18 protein-coding genes are annotated in these 19,431 nt (G+C 46.2%); 4 read left to right on the top strand and 14 right to left on the bottom strand.

Annotation, left to right across the window (positions count from 1 at the left end; translation table 11 throughout):
• Nucleotides 1-4 precede the first annotated feature (4 nt).
• Nucleotides 5-868, top strand: a complete 864-nt coding sequence (locus M1D98_RS01840) for a TIGR03943 family putative permease subunit (RefSeq protein WP_010331348.1) — start codon at nt 5-7, stop codon at nt 866-868.
• Between the two features lie 36 nt (nt 869-904).
• Here M1D98_RS01840 and putR read toward each other — a convergent pair whose 3' ends face one another.
• The 7 genes from putR to M1D98_RS01805 all read right to left on the bottom strand — a co-directional run bounded on the left by putR (nt 905) and on the right by M1D98_RS01805 (nt 9,360).
• The gene (putR, locus tag M1D98_RS01835; RefSeq protein WP_268521978.1) at nt 905-2,140 is read right to left on the bottom strand and encodes a proline utilization transcriptional regulator PutR; all 1,236 of its coding nucleotides are present in this window, start codon (nt 2,138-2,140) and stop codon (nt 905-907) included.
• Nucleotides 2,141-2,292: 152 nt separating this feature from the next.
• Nucleotides 2,293-3,714, bottom strand: a complete 1,422-nt coding sequence (gene putP, locus M1D98_RS01830; protein ID WP_010331350.1) for a sodium/proline symporter PutP — start codon at nt 3,712-3,714, stop codon at nt 2,293-2,295.
• A 124-nt stretch (nt 3,715-3,838) separates the two neighbouring features.
• Nucleotides 3,839-5,386, bottom strand: coding sequence for an L-glutamate gamma-semialdehyde dehydrogenase (pruA, locus tag M1D98_RS01825; protein WP_010331351.1), 1,548 nt, complete (start codon nt 5,384-5,386; stop codon nt 3,839-3,841).
• Between the two features lie 17 nt (nt 5,387-5,403).
• Nucleotides 5,404-6,315, bottom strand: coding sequence for a proline dehydrogenase PutB (putB, locus tag M1D98_RS01820; protein WP_082246424.1), 912 nt, complete (start codon nt 6,313-6,315; stop codon nt 5,404-5,406).
• A gap of 187 nt (nt 6,316-6,502) precedes the next feature.
• The gene (locus M1D98_RS01815; RefSeq protein WP_100739678.1) at nt 6,503-7,285 is read right to left on the bottom strand and encodes a nucleotidyltransferase domain-containing protein; all 783 of its coding nucleotides are present in this window, start codon (nt 7,283-7,285) and stop codon (nt 6,503-6,505) included.
• 83 nt (nt 7,286-7,368) lie between these two features.
• Nucleotides 7,369-8,325 carry a cephalosporin C deacetylase gene (gene cah, locus M1D98_RS01810; protein ID WP_435576939.1) on the bottom strand — a complete coding sequence of 319 codons (957 nt, stop codon included), beginning with the start codon at nt 8,323-8,325 and terminating at the stop codon, nt 7,369-7,371.
• 60 nt (nt 8,326-8,385) lie between these two features.
• Nucleotides 8,386-9,360, bottom strand: a complete 975-nt coding sequence (locus M1D98_RS01805) for a LysR family transcriptional regulator (protein WP_268558649.1) — start codon at nt 9,358-9,360, stop codon at nt 8,386-8,388.
• 117 nt (nt 9,361-9,477) lie between these two features.
• Between M1D98_RS01805 and M1D98_RS01800 the strand changes: the two genes are divergently transcribed.
• The gene (locus tag M1D98_RS01800; RefSeq protein WP_456279940.1) at nt 9,478-10,236 is read left to right on the top strand and encodes a class I SAM-dependent methyltransferase; all 759 of its coding nucleotides are present in this window, start codon (nt 9,478-9,480) and stop codon (nt 10,234-10,236) included.
• A 28-nt stretch (nt 10,237-10,264) separates the two neighbouring features.
• Here M1D98_RS01800 and M1D98_RS01795 read toward each other — a convergent pair whose 3' ends face one another.
• From M1D98_RS01795 to M1D98_RS01785, 3 genes are all read right to left on the bottom strand, one after another.
• Nucleotides 10,265-10,825: a shikimate kinase gene (locus M1D98_RS01795; RefSeq protein ID WP_010331357.1), complete on the bottom strand. Its 561-nt coding sequence runs from the start codon at nt 10,823-10,825 to the stop codon at nt 10,265-10,267.
• Nucleotides 10,826-11,084: 259 nt separating this feature from the next.
• Nucleotides 11,085-11,903 carry an ammonia-dependent NAD(+) synthetase gene (gene nadE / locus M1D98_RS01790; RefSeq protein WP_456279939.1) on the bottom strand — a complete coding sequence of 273 codons (819 nt, stop codon included), beginning with the start codon at nt 11,901-11,903 and terminating at the stop codon, nt 11,085-11,087.
• Nucleotides 11,904-12,035: 132 nt separating this feature from the next.
• Nucleotides 12,036-12,632 carry a DUF1989 domain-containing protein gene (locus M1D98_RS01785; protein ID WP_121641840.1) on the bottom strand — a complete coding sequence of 199 codons (597 nt, stop codon included), beginning with the start codon at nt 12,630-12,632 and terminating at the stop codon, nt 12,036-12,038.
• A gap of 127 nt (nt 12,633-12,759) precedes the next feature.
• Between M1D98_RS01785 and M1D98_RS01780 the strand changes: the two genes are divergently transcribed.
• The gene (locus tag M1D98_RS01780; protein ID WP_010331359.1) at nt 12,760-14,100 is read left to right on the top strand and encodes an amino acid permease; all 1,341 of its coding nucleotides are present in this window, start codon (nt 12,760-12,762) and stop codon (nt 14,098-14,100) included.
• A gap of 2 nt (nt 14,101-14,102) precedes the next feature.
• On the opposite strand, the gene M1D98_RS01775 is transcribed toward M1D98_RS01780, so the two are convergent.
• The 3 genes from M1D98_RS01775 to M1D98_RS01765 all read right to left on the bottom strand — a co-directional run bounded on the left by M1D98_RS01775 (nt 14,103) and on the right by M1D98_RS01765 (nt 16,101).
• Nucleotides 14,103-14,852 carry a YqcI/YcgG family protein gene (locus M1D98_RS01775; RefSeq protein ID WP_041952628.1) on the bottom strand — a complete coding sequence of 250 codons (750 nt, stop codon included), beginning with the start codon at nt 14,850-14,852 and terminating at the stop codon, nt 14,103-14,105.
• An 80-nt stretch (nt 14,853-14,932) separates the two neighbouring features.
• Nucleotides 14,933-15,562, bottom strand: coding sequence for a LysE family translocator (locus M1D98_RS01770; RefSeq protein ID WP_010331361.1), 630 nt, complete (start codon nt 15,560-15,562; stop codon nt 14,933-14,935).
• A 74-nt stretch (nt 15,563-15,636) separates the two neighbouring features.
• A complete protein-coding gene (locus M1D98_RS01765) occupies nt 15,637-16,101 on the bottom strand; it encodes a MarR family transcriptional regulator (protein ID WP_010331362.1) in 465 nt (154 codons plus the stop codon).
• A 112-nt stretch (nt 16,102-16,213) separates the two neighbouring features.
• Here M1D98_RS01765 and bmr3 point away from each other — a divergent pair, with 112 nt between their 5' ends.
• Entirely contained in the window at nt 16,214-17,752 is a 1,539-nt protein-coding gene (gene bmr3 / locus M1D98_RS01760; RefSeq protein ID WP_456279938.1) for a multidrug efflux MFS transporter Bmr3, read from the top strand.
• A gap of 42 nt (nt 17,753-17,794) precedes the next feature.
• Here the strand turns inward: bmr3 and M1D98_RS01755 are convergent, their stop codons facing one another.
• Nucleotides 17,795-19,420 (bottom strand): L-lactate permease, encoded by a 1,626-nt coding sequence (locus M1D98_RS01755; RefSeq protein ID WP_456279937.1) that lies wholly within the window; start codon nt 19,418-19,420, stop codon nt 17,795-17,797.
• Nucleotides 19,421-19,431 lie beyond the last annotated feature (11 nt).

Genomic DNA, 19,431 nt, shown 5'->3' with positions numbered 1-19,431 from the left:
TTGGATGTTTCGTCTATTGGTGCTGATGGGATTTACGTTTTTCTTTTATCATCTGCATGCCTCAGGAAATCTTACAAAATATATCAATATGAAATATTCCTATCTTTCCTTTATTGCGATCTTCCTGTTGGCCATTCTGACAGCCGTTCAAGCATATGTATTTATCAAATCGCCTGATAAAGGCGGGCATCACCATGATCATGATTGCGGGTGCGGATGTGGCCACGATCACGAGCATGACCATGAACAAAACAAGCCGTTTTATCAGCGTTATTTGATTTATGTTGTTTTTCTTTTTCCTTTGGTGTCAGGTATTTTCTTCCCGATTGCGACGCTTGACTCATCCATTGTCAAAACAAAAGGGTTCTCGTTTAAAGCGATGGAGAGCGGAGACCATTATTCGCAAACACAGTATTTGCGGCCTGATGCCAGCCTTTATTACGCGCAAGACAGCTATGACAAACAGATGAAACAGCTGTTTGATAAGTATTCCGGCAAAAAAGAGATTTCTCTGACTGATGATGATTTCCTAAAAGGAATGGAAACCATTTATAACTACCCGGGTGAATTTCTCGGACGGACGATTGAATTTCATGGATTTGCGTATAAAGGAAATGCGATTAACAAAAACCAGCTGTTCGTGTTGAGGTTTGGCATCATTCACTGTATCGCTGATTCCGGCGTGTACGGGATGCTTGTGGAGTTTCCGAAGGACATGAACATCAAGGATGATGAATGGATTCATATTAAAGGCACGCTGGCCTCAGAATATTATCAGCCATTCAAGTCAACTCTCCCTGTCGTGAAAGTGACCGACTGGAACACCATTAAAAAGCCTGATGATCCTTATGTTTACAGAGGATTTTAAGTGAAGACGAAACCAGTACATGTACTGGTTTCTTTTTTATTTCTTTTTCATCAGCATCAAATCAAGATAAAGCTGGCATCGTGTCCTAAAATCGCTTAAATTAATCGACGTCATTTCAGTAATCTGTTTAATGCGGTAATTCAATGTATTTTGGTGAATAAACAGCTGTTCTGCTGCTGGTTTTGTTTTGCAGTTGTTGAGGAGATAGATTTCCAGCGTTTTCAGCAGTTCGGTGCTGCTTTCTTGGTCTTTTGCTTTTAATAAAGCCAAATCCTTATTCTCGTATTCTAAAAATTGATTTTTCTGTTCAATGCTCTCTAAATAACGGTAAATGCCGAGTTTTGCATATTCATATGGAATATTTTCTTGATTGCCGGTGATCTCCGCTGCTTTTATTACTTCAAGCGCTTCTGTGTAGCTCTTGCCAAGTTTTAAAAGGTGATCATATTCGTTTCCGATACCGATATAAATAGGGGTGGGAATTTTTTGAAAGTGAAAATGTGTTAACAGCTTGTTAATAAATTCAGAAGCTGCCGAGGAGACGGAGCTTTTTTGGGAAAAACTCGCTACGACGATGACAATATTTGAATCGATCGTTAAGACATGACTGACTTTATCCCTTAAATTTAAATACGACCTGATATTTTCCTTTAAATCCTCAACCGCTTCTCCATCTCCATTCGCGGCGTGCAGGATGACAACTGAAAACATGGAAGGCAGCACGGTGTTGATTCTTTCGGCTTCCCGTCTGAGTTCCTTCTCAGATGTGAATTGCTCATAGATCGCCCGTTTGATCAGATCTTCTGCTTGTTCTTCCTTCTCCTGTTTCAGCTTATTGGTTTTATAAATGATTTTCCCGACATGGAAAGAGGTCTCATACAAAAAGTCGAGTTCTTCTTCCGTCAGATTTTCGTCCAGCTCCTGAACCCAGATGTAGCCCATGACGTCCCCTTTGTGCTTTGCGCTCACGACCACTCTCTGGTTTAACCCAATGCTTTCAATTTTATTGACGCGAAAAGGCTCAGGTTCTGTTTTCAGCTTTTCAATGACTCCATCCTTTAGAAACCTCTCAAAAATCTGAACCGGACATTTTTTTGAAAAAATAGTCTGCTGATTGGCAGAGTCAAAATGGTTAATATAGTAAGAATTATAGGCTAACAAAAAGAAATCCGCGCTTTCCAGTATGACTGGTTTTTGCAGTTCATAACTGATAAAGTCAATCAGCTTATCAACATCTGAAAATGAAAAAACTCTCTCTAAAAGCTCTTCCATACCTTTTTCTCCTATACTTTTTTTACTTTAATCATATCCATACCGGGTCTATTTGTATAGAAAAAAATACGTTCATTTCCAAAAGAAAAAAACGGCCGTTTAAAAGGGGAAAAGAGGAAAAAGGGACAGCCCCTTCCTCCTCCTTTCAATCTTCATTGTGACATTGTATCTTGGTAGTCTTTAAACTGGTCTGCAACAGCTTGTGACGGAGCCCGCGTCAATATACTGACGATATAGACAGATAATAGACTCGCAGCAAAACCAGGTATGATTTCATACAGAAAGTCCGAAAGACCGGCATTCGCCCAAATGATTACAGTTGCTGCTCCCACAATCATGCCGGCGAGTGCCCCCCATTTGGTCATTCGTTTCCAAAACAGACTGAGCAGCACAACCGGCCCGAATGATGCACCGAAGCCCGCCCACGCGTAGCTTACCAATCCAAGGATCGTATTATTTTTCTCCCAAGCAAGGAATAACGCGATGACAGAAATCACAAGGACAGCCAAACGGCCCAAAAACACCAGCTCTTTATCAGAAGCCGAGCGCCTGAACATCGACTTATACAAATCTTCCACCAGAGAGCTTGATGTCACAAGCAGCTGGGAAGAAATTGTACTCATAATCGCGGCCAAAATCGCTGAAATGAGAAAGCCTGTGATAATCGGATGGAACAAGATATTCCCTAATTGAATAAAAATCGTCTCTGGGTCCTTCAGTGTCATGCCATTCTGATGGTAATAAGCGAGTCCGCCCAAACCGGTCAGCACAGCGCCGACTGCAGACAGCATCATCCATCCCATTCCGATCCTGCGCGCTCTTTTGATCTCTTTGACAGACGTTATCGCCATAAAGCGCACAATGATATGCGGCTGTCCAAAGTATCCCAAACCCCAGGCAAACAAAGAAATAATGCCAAGGACGCTTGTTCCTTTAAAAATATCAAACATATCTGGATCAACAGACCGGATTTCAGTAACTGTTTCACTTGCTCCCCCCGTATGGAAAAACGTAACGATTGGAACAAGGATGAGTGCGGCAAACATAATGATCCCCTGAACAAAATCCGTCCAGCTGACTGCCAAAAAGCCGCCAAATAAGGTATAAACCACAACAACACCAGTTACAACCCATAAGCCTGTATGATAATCCATCCCCAAAATACTGTTGAATAAAACGCCGCCGGATACCATTCCGGACGAAACATAAAATGTGAAGAAGACTAAAATCACAATCCCTGAAAACAGTCTCAGCAGCTTCGAATGGTCTCCGAAGCGATTCTCAAGAAACCCGGGAATTGTGATGGAGTTCCCCGCTTGTTCAGTATAGGTTCTCAGCCGCGGCGCAACATAGAGCCAGTTCGCCCATGCTCCGAGGCAAAGTCCGAACACAATCCAAATCCCGCTCAGACCTGTTGAGAACATGGCACCCGGGAGCCCCATCAGCAGCCAGCCGCTCATATCGGCAGCGCCCGCACTGAGAGCGGTTACGGCCGGACCTAAAGAGCGTCCTCCAAGCATGTAATCCGTCAGATTCGACGTGCGCTTGTAAGCGAAGTAGCCGATCAGCATCATCCCCGCCATATAAATACAAATCGAAATAATCAGCTGTGTGTTTTCTATGGCACTTCCTCCTCTTTTTTATGGTATATGGATGAAATGGACATCCCCGCAGGGAGGATGCCCATTTAGTCCCGCTTTAGAACATTTCACTGATTGTTTTAGCCTGCATGTGCAGTGCCAGGTAATCCGGACCGCCTGCTTTTGAATCCGTTCCGGACATTTTGAAGCCGCCAAACGGATGGTAGCCGACGATAGCGCCCGTACAGTTGCGGTTGAAGTACAGGTTTCCGACATGGAATTCCTGTTTCGCACGCTCGATGTACTTGCGGTTGTTTGTAATAACCGCGCCTGTCAAACCGTATTCAGTATTGTTTGCCACTTCTAAAGCTTCGTCAAAGTTTGACACTTTAGAAAATGCAACGACAGGCCCGAAAATTTCTTCCTGCATGAGTCTTGCTTTCGGATCAAGATCTGCGAAGATCGTCGGTTTGATGAAGTATCCTTTTGAATCGTCACCAGTGCCGCCGCTTACTAAACGCCCTTCCTGTTTTCCGATCTCAATATAGCTCATAATTTTATCATAAGAACCTTGGTCAATAACAGGTCCCATATAAACATCCGCGCTGTCAGGTTTTGCCGTAACTTTTGATTCCGTAATCTCAATGACACGCTTCAATACTTGATCATACACTTTTTCATGGACAACTGCACGTGAACCTGCAGAACATTTTTGTCCCGCAAAGCCGAACGCTGACTGGAAGATCGATTGTGCGGCAAGTTCAACATCTGCATCTTCACAAACGACAACTGTATCTTTTCCGCCCATTTCAGCAATCACACGTTTTAAGTGCTGCTGGCCCGGCTGGACTTTAGACGCACGTTCGAAAATTCTCGTGCCAACTTCTCTTGATCCCGTAAAAGTGATCAGGCTTGTTTTCGGATGGTCAACAAGGTAATCACCAACTTCCGCCCCGCTGCCAGGAACGAAGTTGACTACGCCTTTCGGCAATCCAGACTCTTCAAGCACCTCAACGAATTTCGCAGCAATGACAGGCGTAGCGCTCGCAGGTTTAAGAACAACGGTATTTCCAGTAACGATCGGCGCCACTGTTGTTCCCGCCATGATCGCAAACAAGAAGTTCCAAGGCGGAATGACAACTGTTACACCAGTCGGCGTGTATACATATTGGTTTTTCTCGCCTTCACGGCTGTTGACCGGTTTGCCTTTTGCCAGTTCGATCATTTGGCGCGCATAATATTCCATGAAGTCGATCGCTTCAGCCGTATCAGCATCCGCCTCGTTCCATGGCTTCCCTGCTTCTTTGACAAGCAAAGCGGAGAATTCATGTTTTCTTCTGCGGACTTTGGCAGCAGCGCGGAACAGGACAGCCGCTCTTTCTTCCGGAGACGTGTATCTCCACTCTTCGAATGCTTTCGCGGCAGCTTCAATGGCTTGCTCTGCGTGCTCTTGAGAAGCTTTTGACACTCTGCCGACGACTTCTTCTTTATCAGCTGGGTTGATCGACACGATTTTCGCTTCTGTTTCGACTCTCTCGCCGTTAATGACAAGCGGATAGTCCTTTCCTAAATATTCGCTTACTGTCGCAAGCGCTTTTTTAAACGCTTCCACGTTGTTTTGATCTTGGAAATTTGTGAATGGTTCGTGTTTGTAAGGTGTTGTCATGATAATCTCTCCTTTTTTTACTTCTTTGTCATTCCTTTAAAAGCAAATGCAATGTTTGACGGACGTTCTGCTAAGCGTCTCATAAAGTAGCCGTACCAATCTTCGCCGTATGGCAGGTAGACTCTCATGTTATAACCTTCTTTTACGAGGTTGAGCTGGGTTTGCGACCGCATGCCGTACAGCATCTGAAATTCAAACTGGTCATTGGCGATGCCATTGTCTTTGGCTAGCTGCTTTGTATAATCGATCATTTTGTCGTCATGCGTGGCAATCGCTGTATAGTGACCGTTTAAGAGCTGCTTCCGGATGATTTTTTTGTAATTTTCATCGACATCGCTTTTCTCCGGGAAAGCTACTTTTTCCGATTCTTTATAAGCTCCTTTTACAAGGCGAAGGAACGGTTGTAAAGAATCCAAATCGTCAATGTCACTTTCCGTTCGGTACAGATAGGCTTGCAGCACTGTGCTCACATACTCGTATTTCTTTCTGAAATCCTTGAAAACATCAAGTGTTTTCTGGCATCTGACCTCATCTTCCATATCAATGGTGACCATGATTTTATGCTTTTCGGCCGTCTGCAGGATTTTCGTCATATTTTCATAGACCAGATCCATATCTATATCGAGACCTAAAGACGTCATTTTTAAAGAAACGTGTGAGTTTAGCTGTTGATCCGCAATCGTCGCAATGGTTTGAATGCACTCTTCCGTACGCTCCCGCGCGACCTCGGCGTTGTTCACAAATTCTCCTAAATGATCGACAGTAACTGACAAGCCTTGGCTGTTTAGCTGTCGAATGGTCGGGATTGAACTGTTAAAATCATTCCCTCCGATAATTTTACCCGCTGCTACCCGGCTTCCCCAGTTCTTCGCCATTTTATTGAGAAAGCCGCTTTTGGATAAAAATAAGAAAAAATCTCTTGTGATCACTTCCAACCTCAACACCCCGCAATCTAAGAAGTATTTGTATGAGTTTATTGTAAATGGACAAAACCGGCGTTCACAATATTCTCAAAATACAAAGATTCTGATTATTTTTGTGGATTTGCCACAATCAGATAGTTAGAAAGTCGGGGAATCGTGTCGAATAAAGGGGAAAAGGAAGCGACAAAAAACATCAGCTTCCTCCATCCTTCCACACTTCTTCAACCGTATTCAAAAGCAAACGATTCAGTTCAGGCGTCATATCCTTCTGTTCTGCTTTCATCGTTTTTGCCGCTTCCATGATTCTTTCAATTTCCGTTTCGATGAATTGGTGAATGACATGGATTCGCGCTTCAAGATCCAGCTCTTCGCCTCTTCTTTTCCGTTCAAGCAAGGTTTCCATTTCCGCCTTCAGCTCAGAATCAGTAACAAGTTCATTCATCAACACAGTAAAATCCATTGGCGGAATGGTTCCGTGCTTTTCAATCCATTTGCAAGCCAAGATAGGCCGAAGCACGTAGAAATACTTTTTGATTTTGACCTCTTGCCCTTGAAGGTAATCCTTGACGTTCCTTCTCGCCATATTGATATAGTGATACACGCTCGCTTCGGGTTTAAATGCCTCTGTCCGCAGCTTTCTGAGCTGCTCTGCAGTTGTAAATGCTTCGTAATACACAATGTCTGAGGACAGCCATTCAAGGAGCGGCGGGTTTGATTTTTTGAAAAGGCGCAGCGTCTTTCTCAGCTCCCAGCCGCTGATATCCAGCAAATCGTGAATCGGTTCCTCAATGACATCCCGCTCCTGCTCAATTGAAAAATACCATTCCTTTTTCGGCACATAAATAAAGCGGACATCGTAGTCACTGTCCTGGGATGGGAATCCCCAGGCGCGGCTTCCTGATTCAACGGCATATACGATTTTAACTCCGTATGACTGTTCGATTCGTTTTAATTCATCAATGATCCTTTGTTTCATATCTATTCGTCTCCAGTCTGGTTTCATTCCGGCAGTTTGCAGAAAAAAACCGCCTGATGAGGTGCGGCGGCTTTTCAAGTTTATCAGCCTTTCAGATGCTGCTTAAAGAAAGCTAGTTTTTCCGTTTGAAAGGCAGGGATATATTCATGTCCGAAGTAGCGATACACCTTCAGCTCTTTCTCTGTCTCCAAGTGATTGTACGCGGCAAACACGGTGGACGGCGGCGTGACCTTGTCAATCAGGCCGATCGACATCAGGACAGGCACCTTCACTCGATCAGCAAGATTCATAATATCAAAATATGAAAGTGTCTGCATTGCCTGTTCCTCTGTTTCCGGGCTGCCATTTCTTCTAAAGAAGGAATTGATTTCAAGGTACGGCTGTTCAAGCGCCACATCAATGGCCCGTTCAAAGTTGCTTAAATAAGGATAATCGGCTGCCGCGGCTTTCGGAATGTCTGACAGAGCTGCCGCGGCAATCGTTAAGCCGCCGCCTTGGCTTCCGCCTGTCACACCGATTCTTGTTTCGTCGACTTCCTCAAAACGGCTGATGACTTCAAGCGCGCGAACGGCGTCCAAATAAACGCCACGGTAATAGTATGTATCTTTATCAAGGATTCCTTTCGTCATCCAGCCTAAAGCGTGGCCATGCGGAGAAATACTCGTGTCTTCGCTGCCCTGCTGCCCGCGGACAAGCATGCCGAATGCGGCGTATCCGTGGAGCGCCCAGTTTACCATTTCATGAATTTCACCATCGTAGCTTGCGTTATAGCCGTGATATTTGACAATCGCCGGATGCGGTCCCTCCTTGTCAGGCACCGCGTACCATCCGGCAATGCGGGCGTTTCCGAAGCTTTTATACGTAAGGCGGTAGACCTTGACTCCATCAGCAGGATAATCAACCAGCTGTAAATCAGGTGCTGCTTGGACTTTTGCAAGTTCGTCCAAAGACGATTTCCAAAACTCAGAAAAATCTTTCGGCGCTGTTTTTTCAGGCTTATACGTTTGCAATTGGTCGAGCGGCATATCGAATAGTTGCATTTCCGATTATCCCCCTTTGTTTTGTTAGATTTAGTTTGTGTTCCTATAGTACCACGTTTTCTACATATTTTCATTCTTGTTTCCCAAACACTCTTCATCAAACGTTTGTTTAAAACTTTCCCGGCTCATTTCCATAAAAGCCTGAGCCGTCAGACTAACGTATCGGCTCTTTAAATATACAAAGACAAGGGTTCGGGATGGCGCGGATTGGATGGATAAATAGATCACACCCGGGTCCTTATCCCTTCTGACCATATTCGGCGCCATTGTCACACCTAAGCCGTTGGCCACAAGAGATTGCGCGGTTTCAATATGGCTCGTCTTAAAGGCGGCATTCGGTTTAAAGCCGCTTTCCGCACAGAGATCGAGAACGGTCCTGCGAAATCCGAAGCCCTCTTTTAACAGAATAAACGGCACATCCCTGACCATTTCAAGGGGCACACACAGCTCCCGGTTCGCCTCTCCTTCCAGCGCTTTCTCAATCAACGCGGTCATTTCCGGCGGCATCCACCTTTGTTTTTCCTTCGGCACCGCGAGAACAATCGGTTCCGTAAGCAAAGGTGTAATGGAGAGCCGTTCATCCTCGATCGGCAAGGACAAAACAGAAAGGTCAACCTCTCCCTTTGCCGTCATGTCCTCTAATGAAGCAGGGTCTTTTTCAACAAGCTGAACCTCTACATGAGGATAGCGCGCCAAAAATTTCCTCAGCAGGGGCGGAAAGAGATATCTCCCCGTGACAGCGGGAATCCCAATGGAAAGCTTGTGCCCGAGCCCCTGCGACCGCTCCTGCATCTCCCGGAGCAAGTCATCTCTGGAACGAATGATGTCCTCGGCTTTTTCAATGAAACGCCGGCCGTGGGGTGTCAGGGTAACAGCGCCGTGGGATCTGTGGAAAAGGGCAAGCCCAAGCTCAGCCTCAAGCTTTTTGATTTGCTGGCTGAGAGATGGCTGGGCGATATGAAGATGCTCCGCCGCCTTTGTAAAGCTTTGGCGCCGAGCGATTTCAGCTGCGTATTCCATCACTTTAATATCCATTCCAGCCTCCATAGGTTAAACCTATCGTCTCTATCATTTTTATATCTTGGACGAATCATAACAGAAATTGCTAACATAATCCATATCATCATTTACAAAAGAAGGGGCTGGTTTTAGATGACAAATGAAACACCGTTTTCGAAAAACGCCGAGATGTATCGGGATGAGAAGGTATTTGCCGAGGGGGAAGATTTGGGACTGATGATGAAAACGGCGGAATGCCGGGCTGATGATCGGGTGCTGGATATCGGAGCGGGAGCCGGCCATACGGCGCTGGCCTTTTCCCCATATGTACAGGAATGCGTCGGCATTGATGCGACGAAAGAGATGGTAGAGGTTGCGTCCTCCTTTGCGCAGGAAAAAGGAGCGGGAAACGTGCTCTTTCAGCAAGGAACGGCAGAATCGCTCCCCTTCCCTGACGAATCATTTGATATCATCACCTGTCGATACGCGGCCCACCATTTTTCAGATATCCGTAAAGCCGTCAGCGAAGTTGCACGTGTGTTGAAAAAGGACGGACGTTTCCTCTTGGTCGATCATTACGCGCCTGAAGACCTCGTTCTTGATGAGTTTGTCAATCACCTGAACCGGCTCCGAGACCCTTCCCACGTGCGGGAAAGCTCATTATCAGAATGGCAGTCGATGTTCACCGCTCATCAGCTGGGCTATCAAGAAGTCCAAAAGTGGAATTTGCCGATTCAATACGAAAGCTGGATCCAGCGAGGCGGAACACCTGCCGACCGGGAAAAGCAAATCATCGCCCACCTGCATGACATATCAGACGATGTACGTGACATGTTCTGTATCAAATGGAATCAAAATGGGCAGCCCGATTCCTTTTGCTTAAAAGCGATTTTCATTCAAGGCGTAAAATAATAAAAAAGCCGTGCGCTCCGCATGGCTTTCACATTGGCTGATAAAGGTCCCAGCCGATTTTCAATGTCTCCGCAATATAATCGGCGACCTCTTCAGGAGAAAGGTTGTCTGTTGCGACTTTTGAATTGTGTTTGTCGTAAATGGCTTTTCTTTCATTAAACAGCTGTTCCATGTCATCCATTGAACGGTTATGCAGAACAGGGCGGCTCTCGATCAATAAGTCCGCTCGCTGCTTCCAGTTCTCCCATGACAGGTCTAGGTGAAGCACAAGACAGTTTTCCAGACAGCACGTTCTGATTTCCTCTTGTTTAAAAGAACCGCCGCCCAGAGAGACGATTTTGAATCGTTTATGGTGGCAAATGTCTAAAATATATTCCTTCTCCGTTTTCCGGAAAAAGTCTTCGCCCTTTTTCTCAAATATCTCAGGGATCGACATATTGAAATCTTTTTCAATCTCTTGGTCAATATCGATAAAATCTCTATATAATTTTTTAGCGACCAATTGGCCGATTGTCGTTTTTCCTACACCCATGAATCCGATCAGGACGATATTTCTTTCTCTTACTGGGATGGCTCGTTTTGCGTTCATCTTCGGCGAAATCCTCCTAAGGAATGAAATTTTATATTCATTATATGCTCATTTTACGAATATTTATATAGATACCTGCTTGCCCGTCCTTTAAGCGCTTTTGCCTGAATGTCATTCATTGTACAACATTTTTAGAGATATTTTAATACTTTGACGCAAAAAAGCATTAAATCCTTTCAACTTCACAGCCTTTATTGTGTTTCTCCGAATGTATTATGCGCATGACAAAAGCCCGCTCCGAGAGCGGGCTTTCTTGGTTTTATTTCCACCAGTTATCAAACATAGATGCCGGTACCTGGCGTTTATGTTCAGTCATGCTGTAGCGTTTTTCCAGCGCTTCTGACACTTTCGCTGATACTTCTTTTCCTTCAAGATAATCGTCAATCTCCTCGTAGGAAATGCCAAGCTCTGTTTCATCCGCCTGCTGCGGTTTTTCGTCGAGCAAATCGGCAGTTGGTTCTTTTAAGTATAGGCGTTCAGGTGCGCCCAGTTCTTTCAGCAGGCTTCTTCCCTGACGCTTCGTCAAGCCGGTCAGCGGCAGGAGATCCGCTCCCCCGTCACCATACTTTGTAAAGAAACCTGTAACAGCCTCGGCCGCGTGATCCGTGCCGATGACAAGAAGGCCTTCCTGCCCGCCGATCGCGTATTGAGCGATCATTCTTGTTCTTGCTTTTACGTTTCCTTTATTAAAGTCAGTCAGCTGATCGCCGGTTTCCTGCTGATACTGGTCAGAAAATGCGCTGACTATCGACTTAATGTCGAACTTCCACGATTTATCCGGCTTAATGAACTTCAAAGCAAGCTGGGCATCGTCCTCATCCTGCTGTGTGCCGTGCGGAAGACGGACCGCGATAAATTGAGCGTCTCCGCCCTCTTCGCGAATGCTTTCCACAGCAAGCTGGGCAAGGCGCCCCGCTAGAGTTGAATCCTGTCCGCCGCTAATTCCCAATACAAAGCCTTTAGCGCCTGTTTTCTTAATATACTGTTTTAAAAAGTTGACTCGGTCCTCAATTTCTTGCTCTGGATCAATTGAAGGCTTCACATGTAATTCACGCATAATTGTTTCCTGCACACTCATCCTACTCATTCCTCCTGTACAATCACTGATTCTTATTTGATCATTTCCCTAAATGAATGGAAATGAATCATGATCGTTATGTATCCCTATTAAATATAGCACAGGTTTTCATTTACAGTGAATTAAGAGAGATCAGCTGACTTCCACCCGTATAGACGTTACACTGTCGCCATTGCACTTTCCTTTTTCAATCGGACAAGAGGAAAACGCGACAATCAAATCCATTTCCGCCCGCAGCCTCACGTAATCTCCGGCATTCGAAAGCGGTGTTTCCACAGACAGATTCCCTTTTTCATCAAGAACCGTATTCATAAAAATCGCAAACGGGTAATGCATGTGGGGCTTCGGCACGCCAAACTGCTCAAGCGCGCGGTTCATATTGTCATAGCACGTATCCTGAAACTCATCCTTTTGCTTGCCGTATAACAGCCTGTTCATATCAGGGCGGCAGGCGGGAAGCAGCAGATCATGCTTGCCGACCGTATCTTCAATCAGCGTCAGCATCGGTTTGTACAAATTGGAGTAGAGATGGTCATTGACCTTCACATGAATGGAATGATTGGCGTCAATGGTCGCTCCCTGATCAAGGTGCTCATAGAAATCCTTGGCATGGTACGCGACAAAATCTGCTACCTGCTGCCCTTCTACATCCACCACCTTCAACATCTGCCCTTTTTTCAGCTTCAGGCCAAGCCCTTTCTTCGGTTCAACGATATATTGCTGTGTCATGGCTTCGCTCCTTTTTTCATTAGTATGGGCGTTCGCCGCCTTCCCCATGTAAAAAGAGGCAAAAATCCGATGTATATAAGCTTCGGGCGGGTCGCAATCTAACCTTAGATAAAAGGGGTTGAAATTGATGAGTCAAACAAAAAAAGACCAGCAAAAAGGAAATTTGGCTTGGTGGCAGCTGTCACTAATCGGTATAGGATGCACAATCGGAACAGGATTTTTTCTCGGTTCCAGCATCGCCATCGTGAAAAGCGGTTTTTCTGTTCTGCTTTCATTTCTGATTGGGGCAATCGGCACATATTTTGTATTCGAGCAGCTTGCCAAGCTGTCGGCAAAGCAGCCGGAAAAAGGCTCGTTTTGCGCGTATGCAAGAAAAGCATTCGGCAGATGGGCCGGGTTCAGCAACGGCTGGGTGTATTGGTCATCAGAAATGCTGATTACCGGAAGCCAGCTGACAGCCATTTCGCTATTTACGAAGCATTGGTTTCCACAAGTGCCGCTATGGGTATTTGCTTCCATCTATGCGGTGCTCGGGCTTCTGATTATTTTCACCGGGCTGTCTGTGTTTGAGAAGACCGAAAACGTACTGGCAGTTATCAAAACAGCCGCTATTTTGATGTTTATTGTCATTGCCATTCTGGCATTATGCGGAATCCTGTCCGGCGGAAAGCATGATGTACAGGTTCCAAATCAGACGAGTGAGTTTTTCCCATACGGCGCCATGGGGCTGTGGACAGGTTTAATCTACGCGTTTTACGCCTTTGGCGGAATTGAGGTCATGGGGCTGATGGCGGTTCACTTAAAAAAACCAGAAGAAGCGTCTAAATCAGGGAAACTCATGCTGGCGACACTGGCGGTTATTTATGTCATTTCGATCGGGCTGGCTTTGCTGCTGGTTCCATTAGACGCGTTTTCTGAGCAGAACAGCCCGTTCATTACGTCGTTAAAGGGATATAACCTTAAGATCATCCTCGACATTTTTAACGGGATTTTCATTATCGCCGGGTTCTCGACCCTCGTCGCTTCCTTATTTGCGGTCACGACATTGCTTTGTACGATGGCTGATGACGGCGACGCGCCGAAATGCTTTACCTTAAAGGAAGGCAAAAAAATATGCTGGCCGGCGCTGGGGCTGACGTTTGCCGGGCTTATTTTATCCATCATTCTGTCATTAGTGCTTCCCAAAAATATTTATGAGCACATGACCACAGCAGCGGGGCTGATGCTTTTGTACACTTGGCTGTTTATCCTGTTCTCCAGCAAAAAGCTGACCGATCCCGAGGGCATGGGGAAAACGCAAATTTATTTAGCGATGATTCTGATTGCTGCGGCTGTATCCGGCACATTGTTTGAAAAATCAAGCCGGCCCGGTTTTTTTGTGAGTATCGGGTTTCTCGCGATCATTGCCGTCGTTACCGTGATCTATCAAAAAAAGCAGGGACATAAAAACCGCCCTGCCAGCTCGTGATATTATTTCATTTTGTTGAACATGTTCTTTAAATAAGAAAACGGGCACTTCGATACCTGCTTTTCATCATCACGGAGGAAATACTGTTTCCATTCGCGATTGTCTTTCCCTCCGTACCAGCCTAAATGCGGATGAATCGGAGCTTGATCATAGGCTTTCAAACGAGAGCGGATGAGCCTGCTCATGTTGCGGCCAAATGGGGTTGATCCATTTAACTCTTCAAACACCCACCTTGGCTGAAACGTGATCATGAAAAAGGGAAAGCTCCGGCTCCTTCTCGCCTCATGCCCAGGTGTGGCGCACAGAATAAAGTACGGCTCGCCGTCAAAACAAAACTCCCATTTGTAATGCTCTGGATCGGCCGGAATGTCTTCCGGCCATTCTTTTTTGTCTTGATGGCTCAGTCTATTTAAAAAGCTCCAAAACAGCTCTTCATACGCTTCAATCGAATAGTGCTCAGCCAAATCTTCCGGTGTGTCAAACAACACAACGAGAGAAGCGTATTTTCCAGTGTCCCGCGAAATCCTTCCGTACTCCGCAAGCAATGGAGCCAGTTCCTCCTCCGTACTATTTTCCCGCGGATCTCCGGCAAACGCAATGCGGAGCTGGTCAGTCAGAAACGCCTGCCGTCCGGGAATGCATGGAAACGTATCCGCGTCATCCGCCACAGTTTCTGCCAGAAGCTCAAAAGCGATTCTCTGCCATTCAAGAAGCTCTTCTTGATTACGTTCCAGAAAACTTTTGGTGTACATCCCAGCCACATTGATCCACCTCCAGTATCATCTGGATACTATATTAAAACTGGAAGCGGCAGGTGACTGTCCTTGATGAATCAGCCCAATAACTGTTTGATGCCTTGATAACCGAAGTAACATCCAAATACAAGGAGGGACACACCAGCGATTCCGGTCAATCCTCTTAATAGCTTTTCATGAAGCAGATTTCTGAACATGCTGGCTGTGATCGCCATGCAAAAATCCCAGATTAAAATGCCGATCATGATGCCGGAGCTATAGATCAGAAGCTGATTCATATCGTAGGCCTCTGCTGTTTTCGCCAGTATGCTGCCGTAAATCCCAAGCCAAAACAGAATGCTCAATGGATTTGACAGTGAAATGAGAAAACCCGAAGCGAATGTTTTCTGGTACGACGCTTTTCCTCGTGAGCTTCGCACATCCATCGGCTCTCTGACATTTTTCAGCGTTTCAATTCCAGTATAGGTCAGAACAAAAAAGCCGAAGAGCCACAAAAACGTTTTCACAAATGGAGCGGTCAAAAACTGTGACAGCCCGAAATAAATAAAAAGCATGTACAGTCCGTCCGCTGTCATAGCGCCTAAACCAAAAACCCACGCATGCCAAAAACCGTTTTTAATTCCTTTGTCTATTTGCGCCGCGTTCACTGGTCCCACAGGCGCAGACAAGGACAGTCCAAGCACAATATAGCTCAAAAAAATGTTCACCGGCCCGTACTCCCTTCTCTTACGTAACTTGTACAATTTATTCGAGAACGGGCCAAGCTATGCACAAAATTCGCTTACTGTTTCAGACGTTTTAGCTCTTCCTCCATGATATCGGCGGCTTTGTCTACGAAACTGAAAATAAGTTCCAGTTCTTCTTCGGTATAGTCGCGGCATAAATCCATCGTCGATTCTGACAGGGAACGGAACAAATCCTTTACATGTTTTTTTGAAGCGGTCAATGGGACGATCATGACTCTTCTGCGGTCATCCGGGTCCTTTTCACGAGCCACATACCCCGCTTTTTCCAGCCGGTCAACAAGCGCCGTGACTGAACCCGTGCTGAGGCCTGTCTTTTTCCCCAGCTCCCCGGCAGTCATCGGCCCTGCTTCATTTAAGATGTCAGCTGATTTCAAATCGGTGGGAAACAGACCGAGAGCTTGAGCGGCTGCCTGGTGAAACAGAACCGTTCGTGTGCCCAATTTCCGAAAAAGCTGAACGGCAGTCTTTTCCAACTCACTTCTAGAATTTCTTGTTGACAACTGACAGTCCTCCCTATAAAATCAAATTTATCTCGATAATCAAGATATTCGATAGATAAACTATTATCATCTTATCAAAACTTACACAGAAAAGTAAGAGGAGGTAGAACAAATGGACTCAACATTAGCAAAACAGGCTTCCACCAAATTTGTGGTCCTCGGTCTCCTGCTGGGGATCTTGATGTCTGCAATGGACAATACGATTGTTGCCACCGCGATGGGCAGCATCGTAGCCGATCTTGGAAGCTTCGATAAATTTGCTTGGGTGACGGCATCCTATATGGTGGCAGTCATGGCTGGCATGCCGATTTACGGCAAGCTTTCCGATATGTACGGCCGAAAACGCTTTTTCCTGTTTGGACTTATTTTTTTCTTAATCGGATCGGCTTTATGCGGGATTGCCCAGACGATGAATCAGCTGATCATCTACCGGGCCATTCAGGGTATTGGAGGCGGTGCGCTCCTGCCAATTGCCTTTACCATTATCTTTGATTTGTTTCCGCCGGAAAAACGCGGAAAGATGTCCGGCATGTTCGGCGCTGTATTTGGATTATCCAGTGTTCTCGGGCCGCTTTTAGGCGCGATCATTACAGACGCGATCAGCTGGCACTGGGTGTTTTACATCAATGTGCCGATCGGCGCATTGTCATTGTTTTTCATTATTCGCTATTACAAAGAATCTCTGGAGCACAGAAAGCAGAAAATCGACTGGGGCGGCGCGGTTACCTTGGTCGTATCGATTGTATGCCTGATGTTCGCCCTTGAGCTCGGCGGCAAAACATACGATTGGAATTCCATTCAGATCATCGGCTTGTTTATTGTCTTCGCCGTTTTCTTCATTGCCTTTTTTATTGTGGAGAGAAAAGCGGAAGAGCCAATCATTTCGTTCTGGATGTTTAAAAACCGGTTGTTTGCCACTGCGCAGATTCTCGCTTTCCTGTATGGCGGAACATTCATTATTTTAGCGGTATTTATTCCGATTTTCGTTCAGGCGGTGTACGGCAGCTCTGCGACAAGCGCGGGCTTTATTTTGACGCCGATGATGATTGGATCAGTCATCGGGAGCATGATCGGCGGGATCTTTCAAACGAAGGCAAGCTTCCGCAACCTGATGCTGATTTCTGTTACGGCGTTCTTTATCGGCATGCTGCTTTTATCAAATATGACACCGGAGACGGCACGCGTATGGCTGACAGTCTTTATGATGGTGACAGGCTTTGGTGTGGGCTTTAACTTCTCGCTTCTGCCAGCGGCATCGATGAACGATCTTGAGCCTCGTTTCCGGGGAACGGCCAACTCGACCAATTCGTTTTTGCGGTCATTCGGCATGACTCTGGGCGTCACGATTTTCGGGACGGTGCAAACAAACGTGTTCACAAACAAGCTGAGCGACGCCTTCAGCGGCATGAAAGGCTCAGCGGGATCAGGCGCCCCGCAAAATATCGGCGATCCGCAAGAAATTTTCCAAGCAGGAACACGTTCTCAGATTCCTGAAGCGATACTGAATCGCATCATTGATGCGATGTCCGCAAGTATCACGTATGTCTTTTTGCTCGCTTTGATTCCAATTGTCCTTGCGGCGGTCACCATTTTGTTTATGGGAAAAACCAGAGTGAAAACAACAGCGGAAATGGCGAAGAAAGCAAATTAACACGAAAAAGCAGTACATGGCTGGCATGTACTGCTTTTTTGATTACACTCCTAATCTTGCTAGGATAAATGTCCATATACAAATGATCAATAACAGAATCAGGCTGTACGCCACTGTCCGCTTAAACAGTTTAGATTCCTTGCCTGTCTGGCCGACCGCTGCCGCGGCGATGGCGATAGACTGAGGAGAAACGAGTTTCGCCATCACCCCGCCCGCCGTATTTGCGGCCAACAGCAAATCAGAACCCGCACCGATCTGCGCTCCAGTGACAACTTGCAAATGTCCGAACAAAGCGTTATTGCTGACAACAGAACCGGTGATGAACACGCCGATCCAGCCGAGAACAGGACTGACAAACGGGAACAAGTCTCCTGTTTTCGCCAGTGCTAACCCAATTGAAGAGCTGAGCCCCGCGAAGTTGGCCAAATTGGCAAACCCCATCACAAAGCAGATCGTCATAATCGGCACCCACAGCTCTTTTCCTGTCTCCTTCAAGGCAACAAAACCATCCCGATAAGAGAACTTTTTGCTGAACAGCCCTGTCACGATGACCGCCGCTAAAATCGCTGTACCTGTCGCTGACAGCAGATCGACTTTAAAGACTGCATCCAACGGCATGGCAGATGGCGCAATCGGCGGCATTTTCATTATTTGCTGGTGCAGAAAAGGCATTTTAAAAAGAAGTGTTGTTTGATACAACAGTCCGCCTTCTTGGAAAAGCGCCTTGAAGGCAGGAAGGCTCCAGATTGTGATCGCCGCGGTTAAAATGTAGAAAGGAGACCACGCTTTCGCAATGTCAGCGGCACTGTAAGCCTTTTTCTCACCAGCCTCGCCGGCTCCTTCCTCCCGGTACATCTCTTTCGGCTGCCATTTGCGGAGGAAGAGCGCAAGCCCGCCCATGCTGAATAAGGAAGCCAAAATGTTTGCTAATTCCGGCCCTAGCACCGCCATTGTCAATGTCTGAACCGCTGTATACACACCGCTCACAACCAACAGGGCAGGCCAAGTCTGTTTGATTCCTTTCATTCGGTCTAAAAGGAAGACGAGCAGAAACGGAATGAAAAATGTGATCATCGGCAATGTCCACATCAATGTCCGTGACAGTTCAAGAGCGGACAAATCACCTATCTGCGCCCCTGTAATGACAGGAATTCCGATCGCCCCGAAGGCTCCGGAGGCTGCGTTCGCAATCAAGCAGAGCGCTGCCGCTTTTAACGGTTTAAAACCGAGTTCGACGAGCAGCGCCGCACTAATCGCAATCGGAACACCAAAGCCGGCCGCGCCTTCCAAAAACGCGTTAAAACAAAAACCTATTAATAATAGCTGTATTCGTTGGTCTGGCGAAATGCCGGCAATGCTGGAACGAATAATCGTGAACTTTCCGGTTTTCACAGCGATTTTATACAGCCACACCGCCATCAGGACGATATAGCCAATCGGCCACAGGCCGCTCCCGATTCCTAACAAAACAGAAGAAATGGCTTTTTCAACCGGCATATGAAATGCCAGAACGGAGACGATGAAACTGACGGCTAAGGTAAGAAATGCCGCGAGAATGCCTTTCATTTTAAAAACAGTTAAAGCCAAGAGAAAAAAGAGAATTGGAGTGAGCGCCACAAGTGCGCTCACATACTCGTTTCCAAACGGATTATACAGCTGCTCCCACATTGACAATCAGC

Source organism: Bacillus sp. K7, from assembly GCF_053903245.1.
The sequence above is the reverse complement of the archived record's forward strand: the minus strand, read 5'-3'. Positions and strand labels throughout refer to the sequence as shown.

What these genes read in the sequence shown, in the direction of transcription:
- nadE (WP_456279939.1), bottom strand. Translation starts at nt 11,903, where the DNA reads ATGAGTGTGCAGGAAACAATTATGCGTGAATTACATGTGAAGCCTTCA.
- M1D98_RS01805 (WP_268558649.1), bottom strand. Translation starts at nt 9,360, where the DNA reads ATGGATATTAAAGTGATGGAATACGCAGCTGAAATCGCTCGGCGCCAA.
- M1D98_RS01815 (WP_100739678.1), bottom strand. Translation starts at nt 7,285, where the DNA reads ATGAAACAAAGGATCATTGATGAATTAAAACGAATCGAACAGTCATAC.
- M1D98_RS01780 (WP_010331359.1), top strand. Translation starts at nt 12,760, where the DNA reads ATGAGTCAAACAAAAAAAGACCAGCAAAAAGGAAATTTGGCTTGGTGG.
- pruA (WP_010331351.1), bottom strand. Translation starts at nt 5,386, where the DNA reads ATGACAACACCTTACAAACACGAACCATTCACAAATTTCCAAGATCAA.
- bmr3 (WP_456279938.1), top strand. Translation starts at nt 16,214, where the DNA reads ATGGACTCAACATTAGCAAAACAGGCTTCCACCAAATTTGTGGTCCTC.
- putR (WP_268521978.1), bottom strand. Translation starts at nt 2,140, where the DNA reads ATGGAAGAGCTTTTAGAGAGAGTTTTTTCATTTTCAGATGTTGATAAG.
- putP (WP_010331350.1), bottom strand. Translation starts at nt 3,714, where the DNA reads ATGATGCTGATCGGCTACTTCGCTTACAAGCGCACGTCGAATCTGACG.
- M1D98_RS01795 (WP_010331357.1), bottom strand. Translation starts at nt 10,825, where the DNA reads ATGAACGCAAAACGAGCCATCCCAGTAAGAGAAAGAAATATCGTCCTG.
- M1D98_RS01755 (WP_456279937.1), bottom strand. Translation starts at nt 19,420, where the DNA reads ATGTGGGAGCAGCTGTATAATCCGTTTGGAAACGAGTATGTGAGCGCA.
- M1D98_RS01775 (WP_041952628.1), bottom strand. Translation starts at nt 14,852, where the DNA reads ATGTACACCAAAAGTTTTCTGGAACGTAATCAAGAAGAGCTTCTTGAA.
- M1D98_RS01785 (WP_121641840.1), bottom strand. Translation starts at nt 12,632, where the DNA reads ATGACACAGCAATATATCGTTGAACCGAAGAAAGGGCTTGGCCTGAAG.
- cah (WP_435576939.1), bottom strand. Translation starts at nt 8,325, where the DNA reads ATGCAACTATTCGATATGCCGCTCGACCAATTGCAAACGTATAAGCCT.
- M1D98_RS01800 (WP_456279940.1), top strand. Translation starts at nt 9,478, where the DNA reads ATGACAAATGAAACACCGTTTTCGAAAAACGCCGAGATGTATCGGGAT.
- M1D98_RS01840 (WP_010331348.1), top strand. Translation starts at nt 5, where the DNA reads ATGTTTCGTCTATTGGTGCTGATGGGATTTACGTTTTTCTTTTATCAT.